The organism is Agromyces sp. H17E-10, assembly GCF_022919715.1.
In the GTDB taxonomy this organism is placed as follows: domain Bacteria; phylum Actinomycetota; class Actinomycetes; order Actinomycetales; family Microbacteriaceae; genus Agromyces.
The window spans coordinates 831644-848882 of record NZ_CP095042.1 but is presented as its reverse complement, the minus strand read 5'-3'; the positions used below and the strand labels follow the sequence as shown (position 1 = coordinate 848882).

The 17239-nt window shown below is 71.0% G+C and carries 14 protein-coding genes; 8 read left to right on the top strand and 6 right to left on the bottom strand.

The window, feature by feature from the left end; translation table 11 throughout:
* Positions 1-62: 62 nt before the first annotated feature.
* Positions 63-1655 (top strand): NCS2 family permease, encoded by a 1593-nt coding sequence (locus MUN74_RS03775; protein ID WP_244855081.1) that lies wholly within the window; start codon positions 63-65, stop codon positions 1653-1655.
* Between the two features lie 177 nt (positions 1656-1832).
* Positions 1833-3071 (top strand): MFS transporter, encoded by a 1239-nt coding sequence (locus MUN74_RS03770; protein WP_244855080.1) that lies wholly within the window; start codon positions 1833-1835, stop codon positions 3069-3071.
* A gap of 132 nt (positions 3072-3203) precedes the next feature.
* Here MUN74_RS03770 and MUN74_RS03765 read toward each other — a convergent pair whose 3' ends face one another.
* The 5 genes from MUN74_RS03765 to MUN74_RS03745 all read right to left on the bottom strand — a co-directional run bounded on the left by MUN74_RS03765 (position 3204) and on the right by MUN74_RS03745 (position 9080).
* Positions 3204-3974, bottom strand: a complete 771-nt coding sequence (locus MUN74_RS03765; protein ID WP_244855079.1) for an SDR family oxidoreductase — start codon at positions 3972-3974, stop codon at positions 3204-3206.
* Complete coding sequence (xdhC, locus tag MUN74_RS03760; RefSeq protein ID WP_244855078.1) at positions 3971-4789, bottom strand: xanthine dehydrogenase accessory protein XdhC; 819 nt, start codon at positions 4787-4789, stop codon at positions 3971-3973. Before xdhC ends, MUN74_RS03765 begins: the two co-directional genes overlap by 4 nt.
* A gap of 17 nt (positions 4790-4806) precedes the next feature.
* The gene (gene xdhB / locus MUN74_RS03755; RefSeq protein WP_244855077.1) at positions 4807-7224 is read right to left on the bottom strand and encodes a xanthine dehydrogenase molybdopterin binding subunit; all 2418 of its coding nucleotides are present in this window, start codon (positions 7222-7224) and stop codon (positions 4807-4809) included.
* Positions 7221-8708, bottom strand: a complete 1488-nt coding sequence (locus MUN74_RS03750) for a xanthine dehydrogenase small subunit (protein WP_244855076.1) — start codon at positions 8706-8708, stop codon at positions 7221-7223. Before MUN74_RS03750 ends, xdhB begins: the two co-directional genes overlap by 4 nt.
* A gap of 198 nt (positions 8709-8906) precedes the next feature.
* Positions 8907-9080: a hypothetical protein gene (locus MUN74_RS03745; protein ID WP_244855075.1), complete on the bottom strand. Its 174-nt coding sequence runs from the start codon at positions 9078-9080 to the stop codon at positions 8907-8909.
* A gap of 344 nt (positions 9081-9424) precedes the next feature.
* On the opposite strand from MUN74_RS03745, the gene MUN74_RS03740 reads away from it, so the two are divergent.
* Complete coding sequence (locus MUN74_RS03740) at positions 9425-9703, top strand: GIY-YIG nuclease family protein (RefSeq protein WP_244855074.1); 279 nt, start codon at positions 9425-9427, stop codon at positions 9701-9703.
* A gap of 111 nt (positions 9704-9814) precedes the next feature.
* Here MUN74_RS03740 and MUN74_RS03735 read toward each other — a convergent pair whose 3' ends face one another.
* On the bottom strand, positions 9815-10570 hold the full coding sequence (locus MUN74_RS03735) for an IclR family transcriptional regulator (protein WP_244855073.1): 756 nt from the start codon (positions 10568-10570) through the stop codon (positions 9815-9817).
* A gap of 289 nt (positions 10571-10859) precedes the next feature.
* Here MUN74_RS03735 and MUN74_RS03730 point away from each other — a divergent pair, with 289 nt between their 5' ends.
* The 5 genes from MUN74_RS03730 (at position 10860) to MUN74_RS03710 (ending at position 17213) form a co-directional block, all read left to right on the top strand.
* Positions 10860-12302 carry an NAD(P)-dependent malic enzyme gene (locus MUN74_RS03730; RefSeq protein WP_244855072.1) on the top strand — a complete coding sequence of 481 codons (1443 nt, stop codon included), beginning with the start codon at positions 10860-10862 and terminating at the stop codon, positions 12300-12302.
* Positions 12299-13912 carry a malate synthase A gene (gene aceB, locus MUN74_RS03725; RefSeq protein ID WP_244855071.1) on the top strand — a complete coding sequence of 538 codons (1614 nt, stop codon included), beginning with the start codon at positions 12299-12301 and terminating at the stop codon, positions 13910-13912. Before MUN74_RS03730 ends, aceB begins: the two co-directional genes overlap by 4 nt.
* Before the next feature lie 2 nt (positions 13913-13914).
* Complete coding sequence (locus MUN74_RS03720) at positions 13915-15261, top strand: DUF6986 family protein (RefSeq protein WP_244856341.1); 1347 nt, start codon at positions 13915-13917, stop codon at positions 15259-15261.
* Positions 15262-15307: 46 nt separating this feature from the next.
* Complete coding sequence (locus MUN74_RS03715; protein ID WP_244855070.1) at positions 15308-16120, top strand: bifunctional allantoicase/(S)-ureidoglycine aminohydrolase; 813 nt, start codon at positions 15308-15310, stop codon at positions 16118-16120.
* Between the two features lie 286 nt (positions 16121-16406).
* A complete protein-coding gene (locus MUN74_RS03710) occupies positions 16407-17213 on the top strand; it encodes a hydroxypyruvate isomerase family protein (protein ID WP_244855069.1) in 807 nt (268 codons plus the stop codon).
* The last annotated feature ends 26 nt before the right edge of the window (positions 17214-17239 follow it).

The following is a 17239-nucleotide window of genomic DNA, read 5'->3' as shown; positions in this document are numbered from 1 at the left end:
AGATCCACCCGGTACCCCGGGGAGTCCACCGCGCCGGCGTTCAACAGCAAGGAAGCCCTCTCATGGATTCGACAACGCGCGCCGGCGATGACGCCGCCGTGACGCAGTCCGACGGCACCGCCGGGACTGCAGATTCCCCAACCCCCAACCTCGAGGCCCGCACCGAGCCGTCGCTCGACACGTTCGCCGTCGCGAGCGTGCCGAACCCGTTGCCCACGGGCGCGACGACGACGGTCGACGCCGAGCCCAAGAACGCCTTCGACCGGTTCTTCGAGATCTCGCGGCGCGGCTCGACCCTCGCCCGGGAGTTCCGCGGCGGCATCGTGACCTTCGTCACGATGGCCTACATCGTCATCCTCAACCCGCTCATCCTCGGCAACGTGCCCGACGTCGACGGCAACGTGCTCAACCCGGCCATGGTCGGCGCGGCGACCGGCCTCACCGCCGGCGTCATGACGATCCTGTTCGGCGTCTTCGCGCGACTGCCGTTCGCGCTCGCGGCCGGCCTCGGCATCAACTCGTTCCTCGCGGTCTCGGTCGTCGGGCAGGTCACCTGGCCCGAGGCCATGGGCCTCGTCGTCATCAACGGCATCATCATCGTGCTGCTCGGTGCCACCGGCGCCCGGACCGCGATCTTCAAGGCCGTGCCGCAGGCGCTCAAGGCCGCGATCACGGTCGGCATCGGCCTGTTCATAGCCTTCATCGGCTTCGTCGACTCGGGCTTCGTCAACCGCACCCCGGGCGGCCCGCCCGTGCAGCTCGGCGACGCCGGATCGATCACGTCGGTGCCGACGCTGATCTTCCTGCTCGGCCTCCTCACGATCGGCATCCTGGTCGCGCGGCGCGTGCCCGGCGGCATCCTCATCGGCATCGTCTCGACGACGATCGTTGCGATCATCGCGCAGGCCATCCTGAACCTCGGCCCCTCGTTCGAGGACCCGAACGGCTGGCACATGACGATCCCCGAGCTGCCCGCCTCATGGGTGACCGTGCCCGACTTCGGGCTCGTCGGCCAGTTCGACCTGTTCGGTGCGTTCAGCCGCATCGGCGTGCTGAGCGCGACGATGCTCGTCTTCACCCTCGTGTTCTCGAACTTCTTCGACGCGATGGGCACCATGACCGGTCTCGCGAAGAACGCCGGCCTCGCCCACAAGGACGGCACGTTCCCGCGCCTGCGCTCGGCGTTCGTCGTCGAGGGTCTCGGTGCGGTCGCGGGCGGCGCCACGTCGACGTCGTCGAACACGGTCTACGTCGACAGCGCCTCGGGCATCGGCGAGGGCGCCCGTTCGGGCGTCGCGTCGCTCGTCGTCGGCGTGCTGTTCCTGCTCTCGATGTTCCTCACGCCGCTCACCCTCGTGGTGCCGATCGAGGTCGGCTCGGCCGCCCTCGTCGTCGTCGGTGCGATGATGATGGCGCAGATCAAGGAGATCAAGTTCTCGAACTTCGCGGTCGCGCTGCCGGCGTTCCTCACGATCGTGACGATGCCGCTGACCTACTCGATCGCGAACGGCATCGGCGTCGGCTTCATCTCGTGGACGCTCGTGAACGCCCTCTCGGGCCGCGCCAACAAGGTGCACTGGCTCATGTGGGTCGTCTCGGCGGGCTTCGCGCTCTACTTCGTGCGCGGACCGATCGAGGCGATGCTGGCAGGCTAGACGCAGCCGGCTCCACGACGACGGCCTGGCCCGGTCCGCACTCCGTGTGCGGTCCGGGTCGGGCCGATTCGCGTGCGGCAGGGTGATTCGGGATGCCTCGGCGCGAGGCATCCGCAACGGATCAGCCCGCCTGCGCGGTCGCCGCCGGTAATGCACACATGAGAAAGAGGAACGCACGTGACGCATTCGGTCTGGCGCGCGCCCGGCATGCCCGCCCTGCTGACGATGGTCGCGGCGGGCTTCTCGGGGTATGCGGTGCTGCTGCCCGTCGCTCCGCAGTGGGCGGTGACGGGCGGAGCGGATGCCGCGGGTGCCGGCCTCGTCACGGGCGTCTTCATGCTCTCGACGGTGCTGTTCCAGGTGTTCGTGCCGGCGGCGTTGCGCCGGCTCGGCTGGGGGCCCGTGCTCGTCGCGGGGCTCGTGCTACTCGGGGCCCCGTCGCTCGCGCTGCTCGCCTCGAACGATCTCGTCGCGGTGCTCGCCGTCTCGGCCGTCCGCGGAGCGGGCTTCGCCGTGCTCACCGTCGCGGGGTCGGGCGCGGTCGCCGACCTCGTCGAACCTGCACGCCGCGGGCGCGCGATCGGTGCGTTCGGCCTCGCGATCGCCGGGCCGCAGTTGCTGCTGCTGCCGCTGGCGCCCTGGGTCGCTCAGACGTTCGGCTATGGGTGGGTGTTCGTCGCGGGGGCGCTGCCGCTCGTCGGCATCGTGCCCGCGGTCAGGCTCGCCCGCCGCCTGCACGCCCGTCACGCGGAGCAGGCGGCCGCCGCGGCTTCGGCCTCCAAGCACGTGCATCAGGTCGGGCGGGGCGCCGCGTTGCGCGCCCTGTTCGCGCCCGTCGGGATCCTGCTCGGCGTCACGCTCGCGGGCGGCGCGCTCATCACGTTCACCCCGCAGGTCACGGACAACGCCGTCGCCGTGACGTTCGGGCTCGCGCTGTTCACCGGCATGGCCGCGCTCACCCGGTGGCTCGTCGGTGGACTCGCCGACCGGTACGGGACGCACCAGCTGCTCTGGCCGTTCATCGTCGCGACGACGGCCGGGCTCGGGCTCGTGGCGTGGGCCGTCGTCGGGCTTGGGGAAGTTGCGGGTTCAAGTCCCGCAGTCGGTCCCGGTGGCGCTCTGGATGCCGCGACCGCGCCGCTCCTCGTCGGGCTGGCGTTCGTCGGGGTGAGCTACGGAGCGCTGCAGAACCTCACCATGGGCGAGGCGTTCGCCGTGGTGCAGCCGAACCAGTCGGTCTTCGCGAGTGCGGTCTGGAACATCGGCTTCGACGCGGGCAGCGGCATCGGCGCGATCGTCGTCGGCGTGATCGCGACGGGGTCGTCGTTCAGCGTCGCGTTCCTCGTCGCGGGCGCCATCTCGCTCGCGACGCTGCCGCTCGCGCTGCGTCGCCGGCCGACCGTCGCGACGGACTGACGCCGCGGTCGCGATTCTTGTGTAGGAACTTCTGGCGCAGGGGCGGCGTGTCGGTGCGCGACACTCCGGGGGTGCGCCAGTTCTTCCTACACTGGCGATTCGCGTGGGGCGCGGGCTAGCACGCCGGGCGGGTCAGCCGCGGCCGACGAAGGGCATGCCGGCGGCGGTCGCGGTCAACTGCGGCACGCTCGCCTCGGCGGGCAGGCTCGCGAGCTGCGCGATGAGACCGGCGACGATCGCCACGTCCATCGTCGGCTCGACCAGGCGTCGCCCATCGGGTTGCAGGGCGCCCTCGCCGACGAAGCCGTCCAGCAGTTCGGTGCGCGCGTTGCCGACGTCGAGCTGCGTGCAGCTGATGCCATAGGGCCGCCCGTCGAGCTCGATCGACTTCGAGAGTCCGGCGATCGCGTGCTTCGTCGTCGTGTACGCGACCGACTTCGGCCGCGGCGAGTGCGCGGCGATCGAGCCGTTGTCGATGATGCGTCCGCCGCTCGGGCGCTGAGCAACCATCTGGCGGAACGCCGCCCCGGCGCAGAGCACGGCGCCCGTGAGATTGACGGCGACGACCTCGGCCCAGTCGTCGGGGCGCAGCTCGCCGATGTCGGCCGCCGGTCCGGGCACGCCCGCGTTGTTCACGAGCACGTCGAGGCGCCCGAACCGCTCGACGTGCGCGGCGACGAGCGCATCGACCTGCTCGGGCACGGTCACGTCGCAGGGCACGACGAGGGCGGCGGGATGCCTCGAGCTGTCGTCGCCCGTCGCGGCGGCGGCCTCCTCGAGCGGACCGGTTCGGCGCCCCGCGAGGGTGACGCCGAAGCCGGCGTCGAGCAGGGCGCGGGCGGTCGCCCGCCCGATGCCCGTGCCGGCCCCGGTGACGATGACCGAGCGCACGGGTGCGGTCATGCGGCCTCCTCGATGAGCTGCAGGATGCGTGCCGCCACGCTCACCGCGATCGTCGCGGGCGCCTTGCCGGCCACCTCGGGGATGCCGATCGGCGTCGTCACCCGCCCGAGGTCGGCCTCGTCGTGGCCGAGCTCGGTGAGTTTCGCCGTGAACCTGACCCACTTCGACTTCGACCCGATGAGCCCGATCGAGCCCAGGCGATCGCGACGCAACGCGCTGTCGGTGATCGCCAGATCTTCGAGATGGTCGTGGGTCATGATGAGCACGTGGGCGCCCGGCGGCAGTTCGGCCAGGCCCGCTTCAGGCACGGGCTCGTGGTGCACGCGCACGTCGGCGACGGCATCGGCGAGTACGCCCGAGACGCCGGGCACTCCGAGGCGGGACGGCGCGAGCATCTCGGCACGCGAGTCGACGAGGTGCAGTTCGAGCTCCTGCCGCGCGAGGATGCGCGCGAGCTCGAGGCCGACGTGCCCCATGCCGAACACGGCGACCGACGGAACGACCCGCACGGGTTCGAGCATGAGCGTGACCTCTCCTCCGCAGCACTGCACGCCGTATTCGGTCGTGGCCTTGTCGCTGAGCTTCAGGGTGAGCAGTTCGGGTTCGGCCGAGCCGGCCGCGAGCAGTTCGCGGGCCCGGTCGATCGCGGTCTGCTCGAGGTTGCCGCCGCCGACGGTGCCGAACACCGTGTCGGGGGCGACGACCATCTTCGCGCCGCCGTTGCGCGGGGCGTGGCCGCGCACGATGGCGAGCGTGACGATCACCGCGGGCGTCCGCGCGTCGCGGAGGCGCCGGAGGGCGTCGAGCCAGTCCATCGTGCGCGACCCTCCGTTCAGGAGTCGGCGCCCGCGAGGGCGGGCTCGGTGCCCGCCTCGGCGTCGACGGTCGTGCGGCTCGGCTCAGCGGCATCCGCGTCGATGGATGCCTCGGCCCGCGCCGCCTCGATCGCCCAGTAGACCGCTTCGGGAGTCGCGGGCGAGCCCAGCACGACGCCGCGCCCCGCCGGACCGAACGCGCCGACGGCGGTGCGGATCGCTTCACGCGCGCTGAACCCGAGCATCAACGGCGGCTCGCCGACGGCCTTCGAACCGTACACGGCGCCGTCTTCGCGGGCCTTCTCGAACAGGCGCACGTTGAACTCCTCAGGCATCTCCGAGAAGCTGGGCAGTTTGTACGTCGAGGCCGACTGGGTCAGCAGGCGGCCTCGGCCGGGGCCGTCGGTCTCGTCCCAGCGCAGCTCCTCGAGCGTGAGCCAGCCGACGCCCTGCACGTACGCGCCCTCGATCTGGCCGATGTCGAGCATCGGGGAGAGCGAGTCGCCCACATCGTGGATGATGTCGACGCGGCGCACCCGGTACGCGCCCGTGAAGCCGTCGACCTCGACCTCGGTCGCCGCGGCGCCGTATGAGTAGTACTTGAACGGCGAGCCCTGCATGAGGTCGGGGTTCCAGTGCAGGCCCTCGGTGCGGTAGTAGCCGGCCGCCCAGAGCTGCACGCGCTGCAGGTACGCCGCCTCGGCGACCTCGGCGAAGCTCAGCCGCTGGTCGCGGTTGCCGAGACCCGTGACGAAACCGCCCTCGAAGCGCACGTCGCGCTCGTCGACGTTCAACAGGCGCCCGGCGACCTTCGCCATGCGCTCGCGGATCTGCTCGCACGCGTTCTTCACGGCGCCGCCGTTGAGGTCGGCGCCCGAACTGGCCGCGGTCGCCGAGGTGTTCGGCACCTTGTCGGTGCGGGTCGGGGCGAGCCGCACCTGGTGCAGTTCGAGGCCGAGCGCCGTCGCGGCGACCTGCAGCATCTTCGTGTGCAGGCCCTGGCCCATCTCGGTGCCGCCGTGGTTGATGAGCACCGAGCCGTCCTTGTAGACGTGCACGAGCGCGCCCGCCTGGTTGAACGCCGCGAAGTTGAACGAGATGCCGAACTTGATGGGCGTGATCGCGAGGCCGCGCTTCACGTCGTCGTGCCCGGCGTTGAACTCCGCGATCTCCGCGCTGCGCACGTCGAAGTCGCACTCGCTCTTCAGCTGCGACCAGATGAGCGGCATGCGCTCGGCGTCCTTCACGAGCTGGCCGTACGGTGTGGTCTGGCCGGGCGCGTAGAAGTTCTGCTCGCGCAGCACCGTCGGGTCGATGCCGAGCTCGGGGGCGATGCGGCCGAGGATGTCCTCGATGAGGAACACGCCCTGCGGCCCGCCGAAGCCGCGGAACGCGGTGTTCGACGTCTTGTTCGTCTTCGCGATGCGCCCGTGGGCGTGCACGTTCGGAATCCAGTAGGCGTTGTCGAGGTGGCAGAGCGCGCGGCCGAGCACGGGCTCGGAGAGGTCGATGCTCCAGCCGCCGTCGGCGGTGAGGGTGGCGTCGAGCCCCTGCAGGAACCCGTCGGCGCTCACGCCGACCTTCCACGTGATGTGGAAGGGGTGGCGCTTGCCCGTCATCGTCAGGTCCTGCGTGCGGTTGAGGCGCAGGCGCACGGGGCGGCCGGTGAGCTTCGAGCCGAGCGCGGCGATCGCGGCGAGGCCGTGCGGCTGCATCTCCTTTCCGCCGAAGCCGCCGCCCATGCGCAGCTGCTGCACGGTCACCTCGCTCGAGGCGATGCCGAGCACGTGCGCGACGATCTCCTGCGTCTCGGAGGGGTGCTGCGTCGAGCACTGGATGAAGTACTGCCCCTCGCTGTCTCGCACGGCGAACGACGCCTGCGTCTCGAGGTAGAAGTGCTCCTGGCCGCCGAACTGGGTGACACCCTCGAAGACGCGGTCGGCCGCGGCGATGGCCGTCTTCGCGTCGCCGCGCTCGACCGTGCGGGCGATGCCCTGGAACGAGTCGGCGTCGATGGCCTCCTGCACCGTGATGTACGACGGCAGCGGCTCGTACTCGACCTTCACGGCCTCGGCACCGAGGCGGGCCGACTCGGGGGAGTCGCCGAGCACCCACACGAGCGCGTGGCCGTAGAACATGGCCTCGCTCGGGAAGAGCGGCTCGTCGTGCTTGATGCCGGCGTCGTTGAGACCGGGCACGTCGTCGGCGGTGAGCACGCGCACGACGCCGGGCACGTCGTAGGCGGGGCCGACGTCGATCGTCACGCGGGCGTGCGCGTTCGTCGACTGCACGGGCCAGGCGGTGAGCACGCCCGTCGAGAGGCCGGCGACGTCGTCGGTGTACATGGCGGCGCCGGTCACGTGCAGCGCGGCGCTCTCGTGCGCGGCGCGGCGGCCGACGACGGGGTTGGCGGGGCGGTCGGCGAGGGCGCTCATGCCGACACCTCCTTCTCGTCGTGGATCGTGGTCGAGTAGAGCTTCAGCAGTGCGCTGCCGAGCATGAGCGAGCGGTAGTCGCTCGAGGCGCGGTGGTCGCTCATCGGCGTGCCCTCGCCCTTCAGCACCGCCGATGCCGCCTTGACGGTGGCGATGTTCCAGGCCTTGCCGACGAGCGCGGCCTCGGTGTCGTACGCGCGAAGCGGCGTCGCGGCGACGCCGCCGAGTCCGATGCGGGCGTTCGTGACGACCCCGCCCGCGATGTCGAGTGCGAAGCCGAGCGCCACGCTCGAGATGTCGTCGAAGCGGCGCTTCGCGATCTTGTGGAACGCCGTCACGCGGGCGAGCGGCAACGGGATGCGAATCGCACGGATGAGCTCGTCGGGCCGGCGGATCGTCTGCCGGTAGCCCGTGAAGTAGTCGGCGAGCTCGACCTCGCGCTCGCCGTCGGACGAGGCCAGCACGAGCCGCGCGCCGAGGGCGAGGAGGGCGGGCGGGGTGTCGCCGATGGGCGAGCCCGTGCCGAGGTTGCCGCCGATGGTGCCGCGGTTGCGGATGAGCCGCGACGCGAACTGCGGGAAGAGCTGCGCGAGGAGCGGCACCCGGCCGTCGAGTTGGCGTTCGACTTCGGAGAGCGCCAGCGCTGCGCCGATCTCGATGACGTCGTCGCCGATGTCGAGGGTGCGCAGCTCGTCGAGCTGTTCGATCGCGACGACGAGGGGCGCGCGGCGGCCACGCAGGTTGACCTCGACGCCGACGTCGGTCGAACCCGCGACGAGGAGGGGCGACTCCTCGTCGCGCAGGATGCGCAGGGCCTCGTCGAGCGAGGCGGGGCGGACGAACCGCCCACCGCCGGCGGTGAAGTCGGTCGGCACGGGCGCGGGCGCGGGGTGCCCGCGGCGTTCGGCGAGCACGTCGCCGGGCTCGGGCGAGCCGAGCTCGTAGGCGGCGTCGCGGATCGGGCGGTACCCGGTGCAGCGGCAGAGGTTGCCGCTCAGCGCGTGCAGGTCGAAGCCGTTCGGCCCGTGCTCGGGGTCGTGCACGGGGCATCCCTCATCATGCGCGTCGGCCGGATCGTGGTCGTGCGCCGGGGCCGGAACGCGGTCGGTGCGGTAGTACTCGCCCGCCATGCTGCAGGCGAAGCCGGGGGTGCAGTAGCCGCACTGCGAGCCGCCCGCCTCGGCGAGCTTCTCCTGCACGGGGTGCAGATCGTCGGGGGAGCCGAGGCCCTCGGCGGTCACGACCTCCTGGCCGTTGAGCGCCGCGACGGGCACGAGACAGGCGTTGACCGCGGTCCACTCGGTGCCGCCGCCGGCGGCGGGCGTCGCGATGAGCATCGCGCACGCGCCGCACTCGCCTTCGGCGCAGCCCTCTTTGCTGCCCGTGAGGCCGGTGTCGCGCAACCAGTCGAGTGCGGTCGTGTGGGCGGTGGCACCCTCGAGCGGGCGTCGAAGCCCGTTGACGGTGATGGCGATCTCGTCCATGGATCTCCTCGGGTGAGGCGTCATCGATGACGCCTGCGGCACCGGGGCCCCGGTGGCCCCACCTCGCGCCGCGCCTGCCAAGGGCAGTACATACCGATAGTACTGCGTCGGTGGCAGGAAGTTCTTACGATTCGGAATCCCGATTTCGCAGAACGGATATTTGCTCGCGTGAGCGCTTGTTCGCGCTCGCCCGCTCGTTCAGGCGGCCCGGCGGCTCAGCCCGGACGTGCGGTGGAACCAGCGGGCGAAGATGCCCCGCCTGGCGGCGCGCGCCGGGATGTAGATGTCGGGGTCGACCTCGATCGAGGCATAGCTCACGGCGAGCGGTCGGTTGACGATCGTTGCGTCCTCGTGGTCGTGGCGGTCGTACATTCGTCACCCTCCTCTCCGTCGAATCACTTCCGTATAACGGAAGCAAAGTTCTGAACTACGGAAAGAGTATGGCGAAGCGGGATGCCGCGTCAATACCCGTGGTGGGTTGAGGAGCGACGAAGGAGCGTCTCGAAACCCGTGGTGTGTTGAGGAGCGACGAAGGAGTGTCTCGAAACCCGTGGTGGGTTGAGGAGCGACGAAGGAGCGTCTCGAAACCCGAATTCGTCGCGACCTTGCCGATCGACTCATCCTCCCCAGCGCGACCTCGCGGCGAGGCATCCGAATTCAAGCCTGAAGGTCGTGCCGGGGGCCGCGGGCTCCCGCATCCTCGAACGATGCCGCACATGTACATGCTCCGCTGTAGCGATGGAACCTATTACGTCGGAAGCACGCGCAATCTCGAGCGACGCCTCGAAGAGCATTCGCTCGGAGTAGTCCCGTCCTACACCTCGACGCGACGGCCCGTCGAGCTCGTCTTCGCTGAGGAGTACGACCGGATCGACGACGCGTACGCCCGTGAGAAGCAGGTGCAGGGCTGGAGTCGCCGCAAGCGCGAAGCGCTGATCCGCGGCGAGTTCGGACAGCTCCCGGGGTTGAGCAGTCGGGCGCGCGACAAGCGCTGAGCGGTCGACGACCCGCTGGGTGGGTTTCGAGACGGTCGCTGCGCTCCCTCCTCAACCCGCTGGGTGGGTTTCGAGACGGTCGCTGCGCTCCCTCCTCAACCCGCCGCGGGGCTACGCGGCGGCTGTCGCGTCGGCGATCTCCTGCACGACCTCGCGCAGCACGGGGATGGCGCGCTCGGCGAACTCCTCGTCGACACGGGCGACCGGGCCCGAGACCGACACCGCGGTCGGGATGGGGGCTCCGGGCACCGTCATCGCGTAGCAGCGCACGCCGATCTCCTGCTCGCCGTCGTCGATCGCGTACCCGCGCTCGCGGATGAGGCGGAGATCGTCGAGCAGCGCGTCGAGCGTGTCGATCGAGTGCACGGTCGACTGCGGGAGCCCCGTGCGGGCGATGATGTCGCGCACGGTGTCGTCGTCGAGCTGGGCGAGGATCGCCTTGCCGACGCCCGTGGCGTGCAGGTGCGAGCGGCGGCCGACCTCGGTGAACATGCGCATGGCGTGCGGCGACGGTGCCTGCGAGACGTAGATGACCTGGTCGCCGTCGAGGGTTGCGAGGTTCGCGGTCTCGCCGAGTCGTTCGACGAGCTCCTTGAGCTGGGGGCGGGCGAGCCGGCCGAACTGGCGGTTCGCGACCTCGCCGAGGCGCACGAGGCGCGGGCCGAGCGCGTAGCGACGGTTCGCGAGCTGCCGGGCGTAGCCGAGGGCGACGAGCGTGCGCAGCAGGCGATGGATCGTGGGCAGCGGCAGCTCGGCCATCGTCGAGAGCTCGCTCAGCGTGACGTCGCCGCCCGCGTCGGCGATGAGCTCGAGCAGGTCGAACACCCTCGCGACCGACTTGACGCCCTCGGGCTGACCCTCCGCCATGCGCTGCTCCGTTCATCGTCGTGGCAGCTCTTATCCGCATCGCGGAAAACTGCCGGGATGCAGTCAACATACCGCACCGCGTGTGCGTTGTCGGCGAGGGATGCCGCGGGCATGGGTTTCGAGACGCTCCTTCGTCGCTCCTCAACCCACTCAGTCGATGCTCCTCAGCCCACCCGAGCGTCGTACCTCGCGGCAATCGGGGCTTGAGTTTCCGAATAGCAGACAATAACATCCGTAATACGGAAACCGCCGCGCTTGAAACAACGCGGGCAGTCAAGAAAGTGATCCGATGGCGAATCCCAGTCCCGGCTACTCCATCCAGCTCCGCGTCGAGGCGCCAGCGGGCGTCACCGCGACGAGCGAACTCGTCGTGGCGGCGGCCGACGCCGGCGCGGTCATCACCGCCGTCGACGTCAGCGAGTCGAGCACCGACCGGGTGCTCGTCGACCTCACCTGCTACGCCGAGAGCGCCGAGCACGCCGCCCAGGTCGCCGCCGCGCTCGCCGCTCGCGAGGGCGTCGTCGTGCACGAGGTGGCCGACCGCACCTTCCGCCTGCACCAGGGCGGCAAGCTCGAGATCGTGCCGAAGACGCCGCTGCGCAACCGCGACGACCTCTCCCGCGCCTACACGCCCGGCGTCGCCCGGGTCTGCCTCGCGATCGCCGAGCGTCCCGCCGACGCGCGCCGCCTCACCGTCAAGGGCAACACGATCGCCGTCGTCACCGACGGCTCGGCCGTGCTCGGCCTCGGCAACATCGGCGCGACGGCGTCGATCCCGGTGATGGAGGGCAAGGCCGCCCTCTTCAAGCAGTTCGCCGACGTCGACGCCTGGCCCGTCGCCCTCGACACGCAGGACACCGAGGAGATCATCGCGATCGTCAAGGCGCTCGCACCCGTCTACGGCGGCATCAACCTCGAGGACATCGCGGCGCCCCGCTGCTTCGAGATCGAGCGTCGCCTCCGCGAGGAGCTCGACATCCCCGTCTTCCACGACGACCAGCACGGCACCGCCATCGTGACGCTCGCGGCGCTCATGAACGCCCTGCGCGTCGTCGGCAAGCGCCTCGGCGACGTGCGCATCGTCGTCTCGGGCGTCGGCGCGGCCGGCAACGCGATCATCCAGCTGCTCAAGGCCGAGGGCGCACGTCACATCGTCGCGTGCGGTCGCAACGGCGCCATCCACCGCGGCGAGCGGTACGCCGACGGCCACCGCACGTGGCTCGCGGCGAACACCAACGCCGACGGCGTCACCGGTACGCTCGCCGAGGTGCTCGTCGGCGCCGACGTCTTCATCGGCGTGAGCGCTCCGAACCTGCTCGGCGAGGCCGAGGTCGAGAGCATGGCCGACGACGCGATCGTCTTCGCGATGGCGAACCCCGACCCCGAGGTCGACCCCGTCGTCGCCGCCCGCCACGCGGCCGTCGTCGCCACGGGTCGCAGCGACTTCCCGAACCAGATCAACAACGTGCTCGCGTTCCCGGGCTTCTTCCGGGGCCTGCTCGATGCCGGCGCCGTCGACATCACGCCCGAGATGCTCGTCGCCGCGGCAGAGGCGATCGCCTCGTGCGTGCGCGATGATGAACTCAACGCGAGCTACATCATTCCGAGCGTCTTCGACCCCGATGTCGCCCGAGTCGTCGCCGAGGCCGTGGCCGGTGCGGCGCACGCGGGCACCGCCGCCGCCGCCGACCTCGAGACCATCGCCGCAACGCAGGAAGGCGCCGCCGCATGACCACCGACATCCGTTCCCTCGAGATCACCGGCCCGGCCGAGATCGACGGCGCCGACGAGATCCTGACGCCCGAGGCGCTCGCCTTCGTCGAGGCGCTGCACCGCGAGTTCGACGGCCGCCGCCTCGAGCTCCTCGCCGCCCGCAAGGTGAAGCGCGACCGCATCGCCGCCGGCGGCACGCTCGACTTCCTGCCCGAGACGCGCGAGATCCGCGAGTCCGACTGGAAGGTCGCACCCGCCCCCGAGGCGCTGCTCGACCGCCGCGTCGAGATCACCGGCCCGCCGTCGCCCGCGAAGATGGCGATCAACGCGCTGAACTCCGAGGCGCGCGTGTGGCTCGCCGACCTCGAGGACGCGGCCGCTCCGAAGTGGGAGAACGTCGTCGGCGGCATCCTGAACCTTCGCGACGCCGCCCGTGGCACCCTCGCCTTCACGTCGCCGCAGGGCAAGGCGTATGCCCTGCGCACCGACGTGCGCCGCCCGACCGTCGTCACGCGTCCCCGCGGCTGGCACCTGCCCGAGCGGCACGTGCTCGTCGACGGACGCGAAGGCAGCGGCTCGCTCGTCGACTTCGGCCTGCACTTCTTCCACACGGCGCGCCAGCTCATCGAGAACGGCGACGGTCCCTACTACTACCTGCCGAAGATGGAGAGCCACCTCGAGGCCCGCCTCTGGAACGACGTCTTCGTCTTCGCCCAGGAGTACCTCGGCATCGCCCGCGGCACCGTGCGCGCGACCGTGCTCATCGAGACCATCCCCGCCGCGTTCGAGATGGACGAGATCCTCTACGAGCTGCGCGAGCACGCCTCGGGCCTCAACGCCGGCCGCTGGGACTACCTGTTCAGCATGATCAAGGTCTTCCGCGACGCGGGCGACGCCTACATCCTGCCCGACCGGGCCCAGGTGGCGATGACCGCGCCGTTCATGCGCGCCTACACAGAGCTGCTCGTGAAGACCTGCCACCGCCGTGGCGCCTTCGCGATGGGCGGCATGGCCGCCGTCGTGCCGAACCGCAACGACCTCGAGGTCACCCGTGCCGCCTTCGACAAGGTGCGCGCCGACAAGACCCGTGAGGCGAACGACGGCTTCGACGGCTCGTGGGTCGCGCACCCCGACCTCGTGCCGGTCTGCCGCGAGGTGTTCGACCAGGTGCTCGGCGCCAAGCCGAACCAGCTCGGCAAGCAGCGCCCCGAGGTCGAGGTCACCGCGGCCCAGCTGCTCGACGTCGCGTCGGCCGGCGGCGACGTCACCGAGAAGGGCCTCCACGACAACCTCTACGTCGCGGTCGCCTACACCGCCGTCTGGCTGTCGGGCAACGGTGCGGTCGCCATCCACAACCTGATGGAGGATGCCGCGACCGCCGAGATCTCGCGATCGCAGGTGTGGCAGCAGCTGAAGAACGGGGTCGTCTACGCCGACTCCGGCAACACCGCCACCGTCGAGCTCGTGCGCAGCGTGCTCGCCGAGGAGGTCGAGCGCCTGCGCGGCGAGGTGCCCGCCGACCGGTTCGCCGCGTACTACGAGCCCGCCGCGAAACTCATCGAGGAGATCTGCACCTCCGACGACTACGTCGACTTCCTCACCCTGCCCGCCTACGAGCTGCTGGGATGAGCATGGTCGACAGCGAGGTCGCGGGCGGCCAGGGCGCGGCATCGGATGCTGCGCCGCTGCGCACCGCGCTGACCGCCGCCGACCTCGACCGCGTCGAGGCGCGGCTCGCCGACACCGACGAGCTGCTCGCGACCGTCTACCCGGGCGACGACGGCTCCCGCCAGCCCGTGCACACCGTGTACGTGCCGGCCGACACCTTCACTCCCGAGCTGCCTGCGGCGTGGGGCCGCGCAGCCGAGGAGTCCGTGACTGCGGACGGCGGGTTCGAGGCTCTCGCCGTCCGCATGGGGGTGGATCCCGCACTCGCGGCGCGCATCGCGCCGCGAGTGCGGGAGAAACTCGCCCGCGAACCGATCGAAGACCTGCGTCTCGACTTCGAGGACGGCTACGGCGACCGCGGCGACGAGATCGAGGACGCCGACGCCGTGCGCGCCGCCGAACAGGTCGCCGCCGCCGTGGCCGCCGGCGTCGCACCGCCCTTCATCGGCATCAGGTTCAAGTGCTTCGAGGCGCCCACCCGGGCCCGGGGCATCCGCACCCTCGACCTCTTCATCGGCGCGCTCGTCGCCCGAAGCGGCGCGGCGGGCCTGCCCGACGGCCTCGTGCTCACACTGCCGAAGGTGACGACGGTCGCGCAGGTCGAGGCGATGGTCGACCTCGTCACCGCGCTCGAGCGCGCGCACGGACTGCCCGAGGGACGACTGCGTTTCGAGGTGCAGGTCGAGACGCCGCAGCTCATCCTCGGCGCCGACGGCACGTCGCCCGTGGCGCAGCTCGCCGTCGCGGCGCCGGGGCGCATCACCGCCCTGCACTACGGCACCTACGACTACAGCGCGTCGCTGCAGATCGCGGCCCGCTACCAGTCGATGGAGCACCCGGTCGCCGACCTCGCGAAGGAGATCATGCAGCTCGCGGTCGCCGGCACCGGCATCCGGCTGTCCGACGGGTCGACGAACATCCTGCCGATCGGCGATCGCACCGAGGAGGCCTGGCGCCTGCACGCGCGACTCGTGCGACGCTCGCTCGAACGCGGCTTCTACCAGGGCTGGGACCTCCACCCGCACCAGCTGCCGACGCGGTACCTCGCGACCTACGCGTTCTACCGCGAGGGCTACCCCGAGGCATCCGTTCGCCTGCGCAACTATCTCGAGCGCACCGCCGGCGCCGTGCTCGACGAGCCGGCCACGGCCCGCGCGCTCGCCGACTTCGTGCTGCGCGGTGTCGAATGCGGCGCCGTCGGCGAGACCGAGATCGTCGCCGACATCGGCATCGACCGGCGCGCGCTGACGGTGCTCGCGCACCCGAAGCTCGCGAACGTCGCGCAGGCGGCAGGTGCCGCCGACGCCTGAGCGGGATGCCGCCACCCACCCCACACCCCACCGACGAGGACCATCGATGAGTTACTACACCCCGAGCGGCGGACTGCCGCCGCAGACCGACCTGCTCACCGACCGGGCGGTCGTGAAGCTCGCCTACACCTTCATCCCGAAGGGGGTGCTGCGCGACATCGTCACGTCGAGCCTGCCCGGCTTCACCGACACGCGCGCGTGGATCATCGCCCGCCCCACCCCGAGCTCCGCGACGACCTTCTCGCAGCTCATCGTCGAGATCGCGCCGGGCGGCGGCGCGGCGAAGCCCGAGGTCGAGGCAGGCGTCGAGGGCGTCGTCTTCGTGACCGCCGGCGCGCTCACGCTCACGCTCGAGGGGGAGCGGCACGTGCTCGAGGCGGGCGGGTACGCCTTCATCGCGCCCGGCGCGTCGTGGTCGCTCGCCAACGAGGGCGACGAGCTCACGAGCTTCCACTGGATCCGCAAGGCGTACGAGTACCTCGACGGCGTCGAGCCGCCGGCGTCGTTCGTGACCCGCGACCAGGACATCGAGCCCGTGCCGATGCCCGACACCGGCGGCGTGTGGGCGACGACCCGCTTCTCCGACGCGAGCGACCTCGCACACGACATGCAGGTGAACATCGTGACGTTCCAGCCGGGCGGGTCGATCCCGTTCGCCGAGACCCACGTCATGGAGCACGGCCTGTTCGTGCTGCAGGGCAAGGCCGTCTACCGGCTCAACGACGACTGGGTCGAGTGCGAGGCCGGCGACTACATGCTGCTGCGCGCGTTCTGCCCGCAGGCCTGCTACGCGGGCGGCCCCGAGCCGTTCCGCTACCTGCTCTACAAGGACATGAACCGGCAGATCCGGCTCACCTGAGCACCTGCCCGCGCGGTGACACCCGCGCGGGCGGGTGTGCGAAGCGCCCGGCGACGAGAGGTCCGTCGCCGGGCGCTTCGTCGTCTCCGTCGGTCGGCGAGTCGTCGGAGAATTCGGCGATCGGGCGCGTCTCCGAGCGTCATGGCGTCTTCTCTCCTGCATTTCGCCCCGGATGCCTCGGCGGCATGCGTCACAAGGGTTGACGCCGTACGACTCTGCGCTTACGATTTCATACAGCAAAAGAATTATTCCGGAATGCGGAAGAGAATCACGAAAGAAGTCGACGATGACGTACACGGTGAACTGCTCGATCCTCCTCACCGAGCTGCCCCTGCTCGAGCGCCCGGCCGCGGCCAAGGCCGCCGGCTTCGACGCCGTCGAGTTCTGGTGGCCGTTCGCCGAGTCGGTGCCCGCCGACCGCGACGTCGACGCCTTCATCGGCGCGATCCGCGACGCGGGCGTGCAGCTGACCGGCCTCAACTTCAACGCGGGCGACATGCCCGCCGGCGACCGCGGCCTCGTCTCGTGGCCGGCGCGTTCGAACGAGTTCCGCGACAACATCGCGGTCGTCGCCGGCATCGGCCAGGCGCTCGGCACGACGGGCTTCAACGCGCTCTACGGCCTCCGCCAGGACGGCGTCGACGCCGCCGAGCAGGACGCCGCGGCGATCGAGAACCTCGCGGCCGCGGCGGCGGGCGTCGCCCCCATCGGTGGCACCGTGCTGCTCGAGCCGGTCTCCGGCGCCCCGGCCTACCCGCTGAAGACCGCGGCCGACGCCGTGCGCGTGATCGACGCCGTGCGCGAAGCCTCCGGCACTGAGAACCTCAAGCTCCTCGCCGACTTCTACCACCTCGCCGTCAACGGCGACGACGTCGCCGCCGTGATCGAGGCGCACGCCGCGTCGTTCGGCCACATCCAGATCGCCGACGACCCCGGTCGTGGCGCCCCCGGCACCGGCACGCTGCCCCTCGACGCGTGGATCGCCCGCAGCCGCGAGCTCGGCTACGAGGGCCCGATCGGTCTCGAGTACAAGGCGCCGATCGACAAAGCCTTCACGTGGCTCGCCGGCGCCGAAGCATCCGCACGCGCCTGACCGGCGCCCGCGCCGCCGCCTGACAC

Bases quoted from the DNA above. Each gene is read 5' to 3' on its own strand.
- MUN74_RS03740 (WP_244855074.1), top strand. From the start codon at position 9,425: ATGTACATGCTCCGCTGTAGCGATGGAACCTATTACGTCGGAAGCACG.
- MUN74_RS03720 (WP_244856341.1), top strand. From the start codon at position 13,915: ATGGTCGACAGCGAGGTCGCGGGCGGCCAGGGCGCGGCATCGGATGCT.
- MUN74_RS03775 (WP_244855081.1), top strand. From the start codon at position 63: ATGGATTCGACAACGCGCGCCGGCGATGACGCCGCCGTGACGCAGTCC.
- MUN74_RS03710 (WP_244855069.1), top strand. From the start codon at position 16,407: ATGACGTACACGGTGAACTGCTCGATCCTCCTCACCGAGCTGCCCCTG.
- MUN74_RS03765 (WP_244855079.1), bottom strand. From the start codon at position 3,974: ATGACCGCACCCGTGCGCTCGGTCATCGTCACCGGGGCCGGCACGGGC.
- xdhB (WP_244855077.1), bottom strand. From the start codon at position 7,224: ATGAGCGCCCTCGCCGACCGCCCCGCCAACCCCGTCGTCGGCCGCCGC.
- MUN74_RS03730 (WP_244855072.1), top strand. From the start codon at position 10,860: ATGGCGAATCCCAGTCCCGGCTACTCCATCCAGCTCCGCGTCGAGGCG.
- MUN74_RS03750 (WP_244855076.1), bottom strand. From the start codon at position 8,708: ATGGACGAGATCGCCATCACCGTCAACGGGCTTCGACGCCCGCTCGAG.
- MUN74_RS03745 (WP_244855075.1), bottom strand. From the start codon at position 9,080: ATGTACGACCGCCACGACCACGAGGACGCAACGATCGTCAACCGACCG.
- xdhC (WP_244855078.1), bottom strand. From the start codon at position 4,789: ATGGACTGGCTCGACGCCCTCCGGCGCCTCCGCGACGCGCGGACGCCC.
- MUN74_RS03715 (WP_244855070.1), top strand. From the start codon at position 15,308: ATGAGTTACTACACCCCGAGCGGCGGACTGCCGCCGCAGACCGACCTG.
- MUN74_RS03735 (WP_244855073.1), bottom strand. From the start codon at position 10,570: ATGGCGGAGGGTCAGCCCGAGGGCGTCAAGTCGGTCGCGAGGGTGTTC.
- aceB (WP_244855071.1), top strand. From the start codon at position 12,299: ATGACCACCGACATCCGTTCCCTCGAGATCACCGGCCCGGCCGAGATC.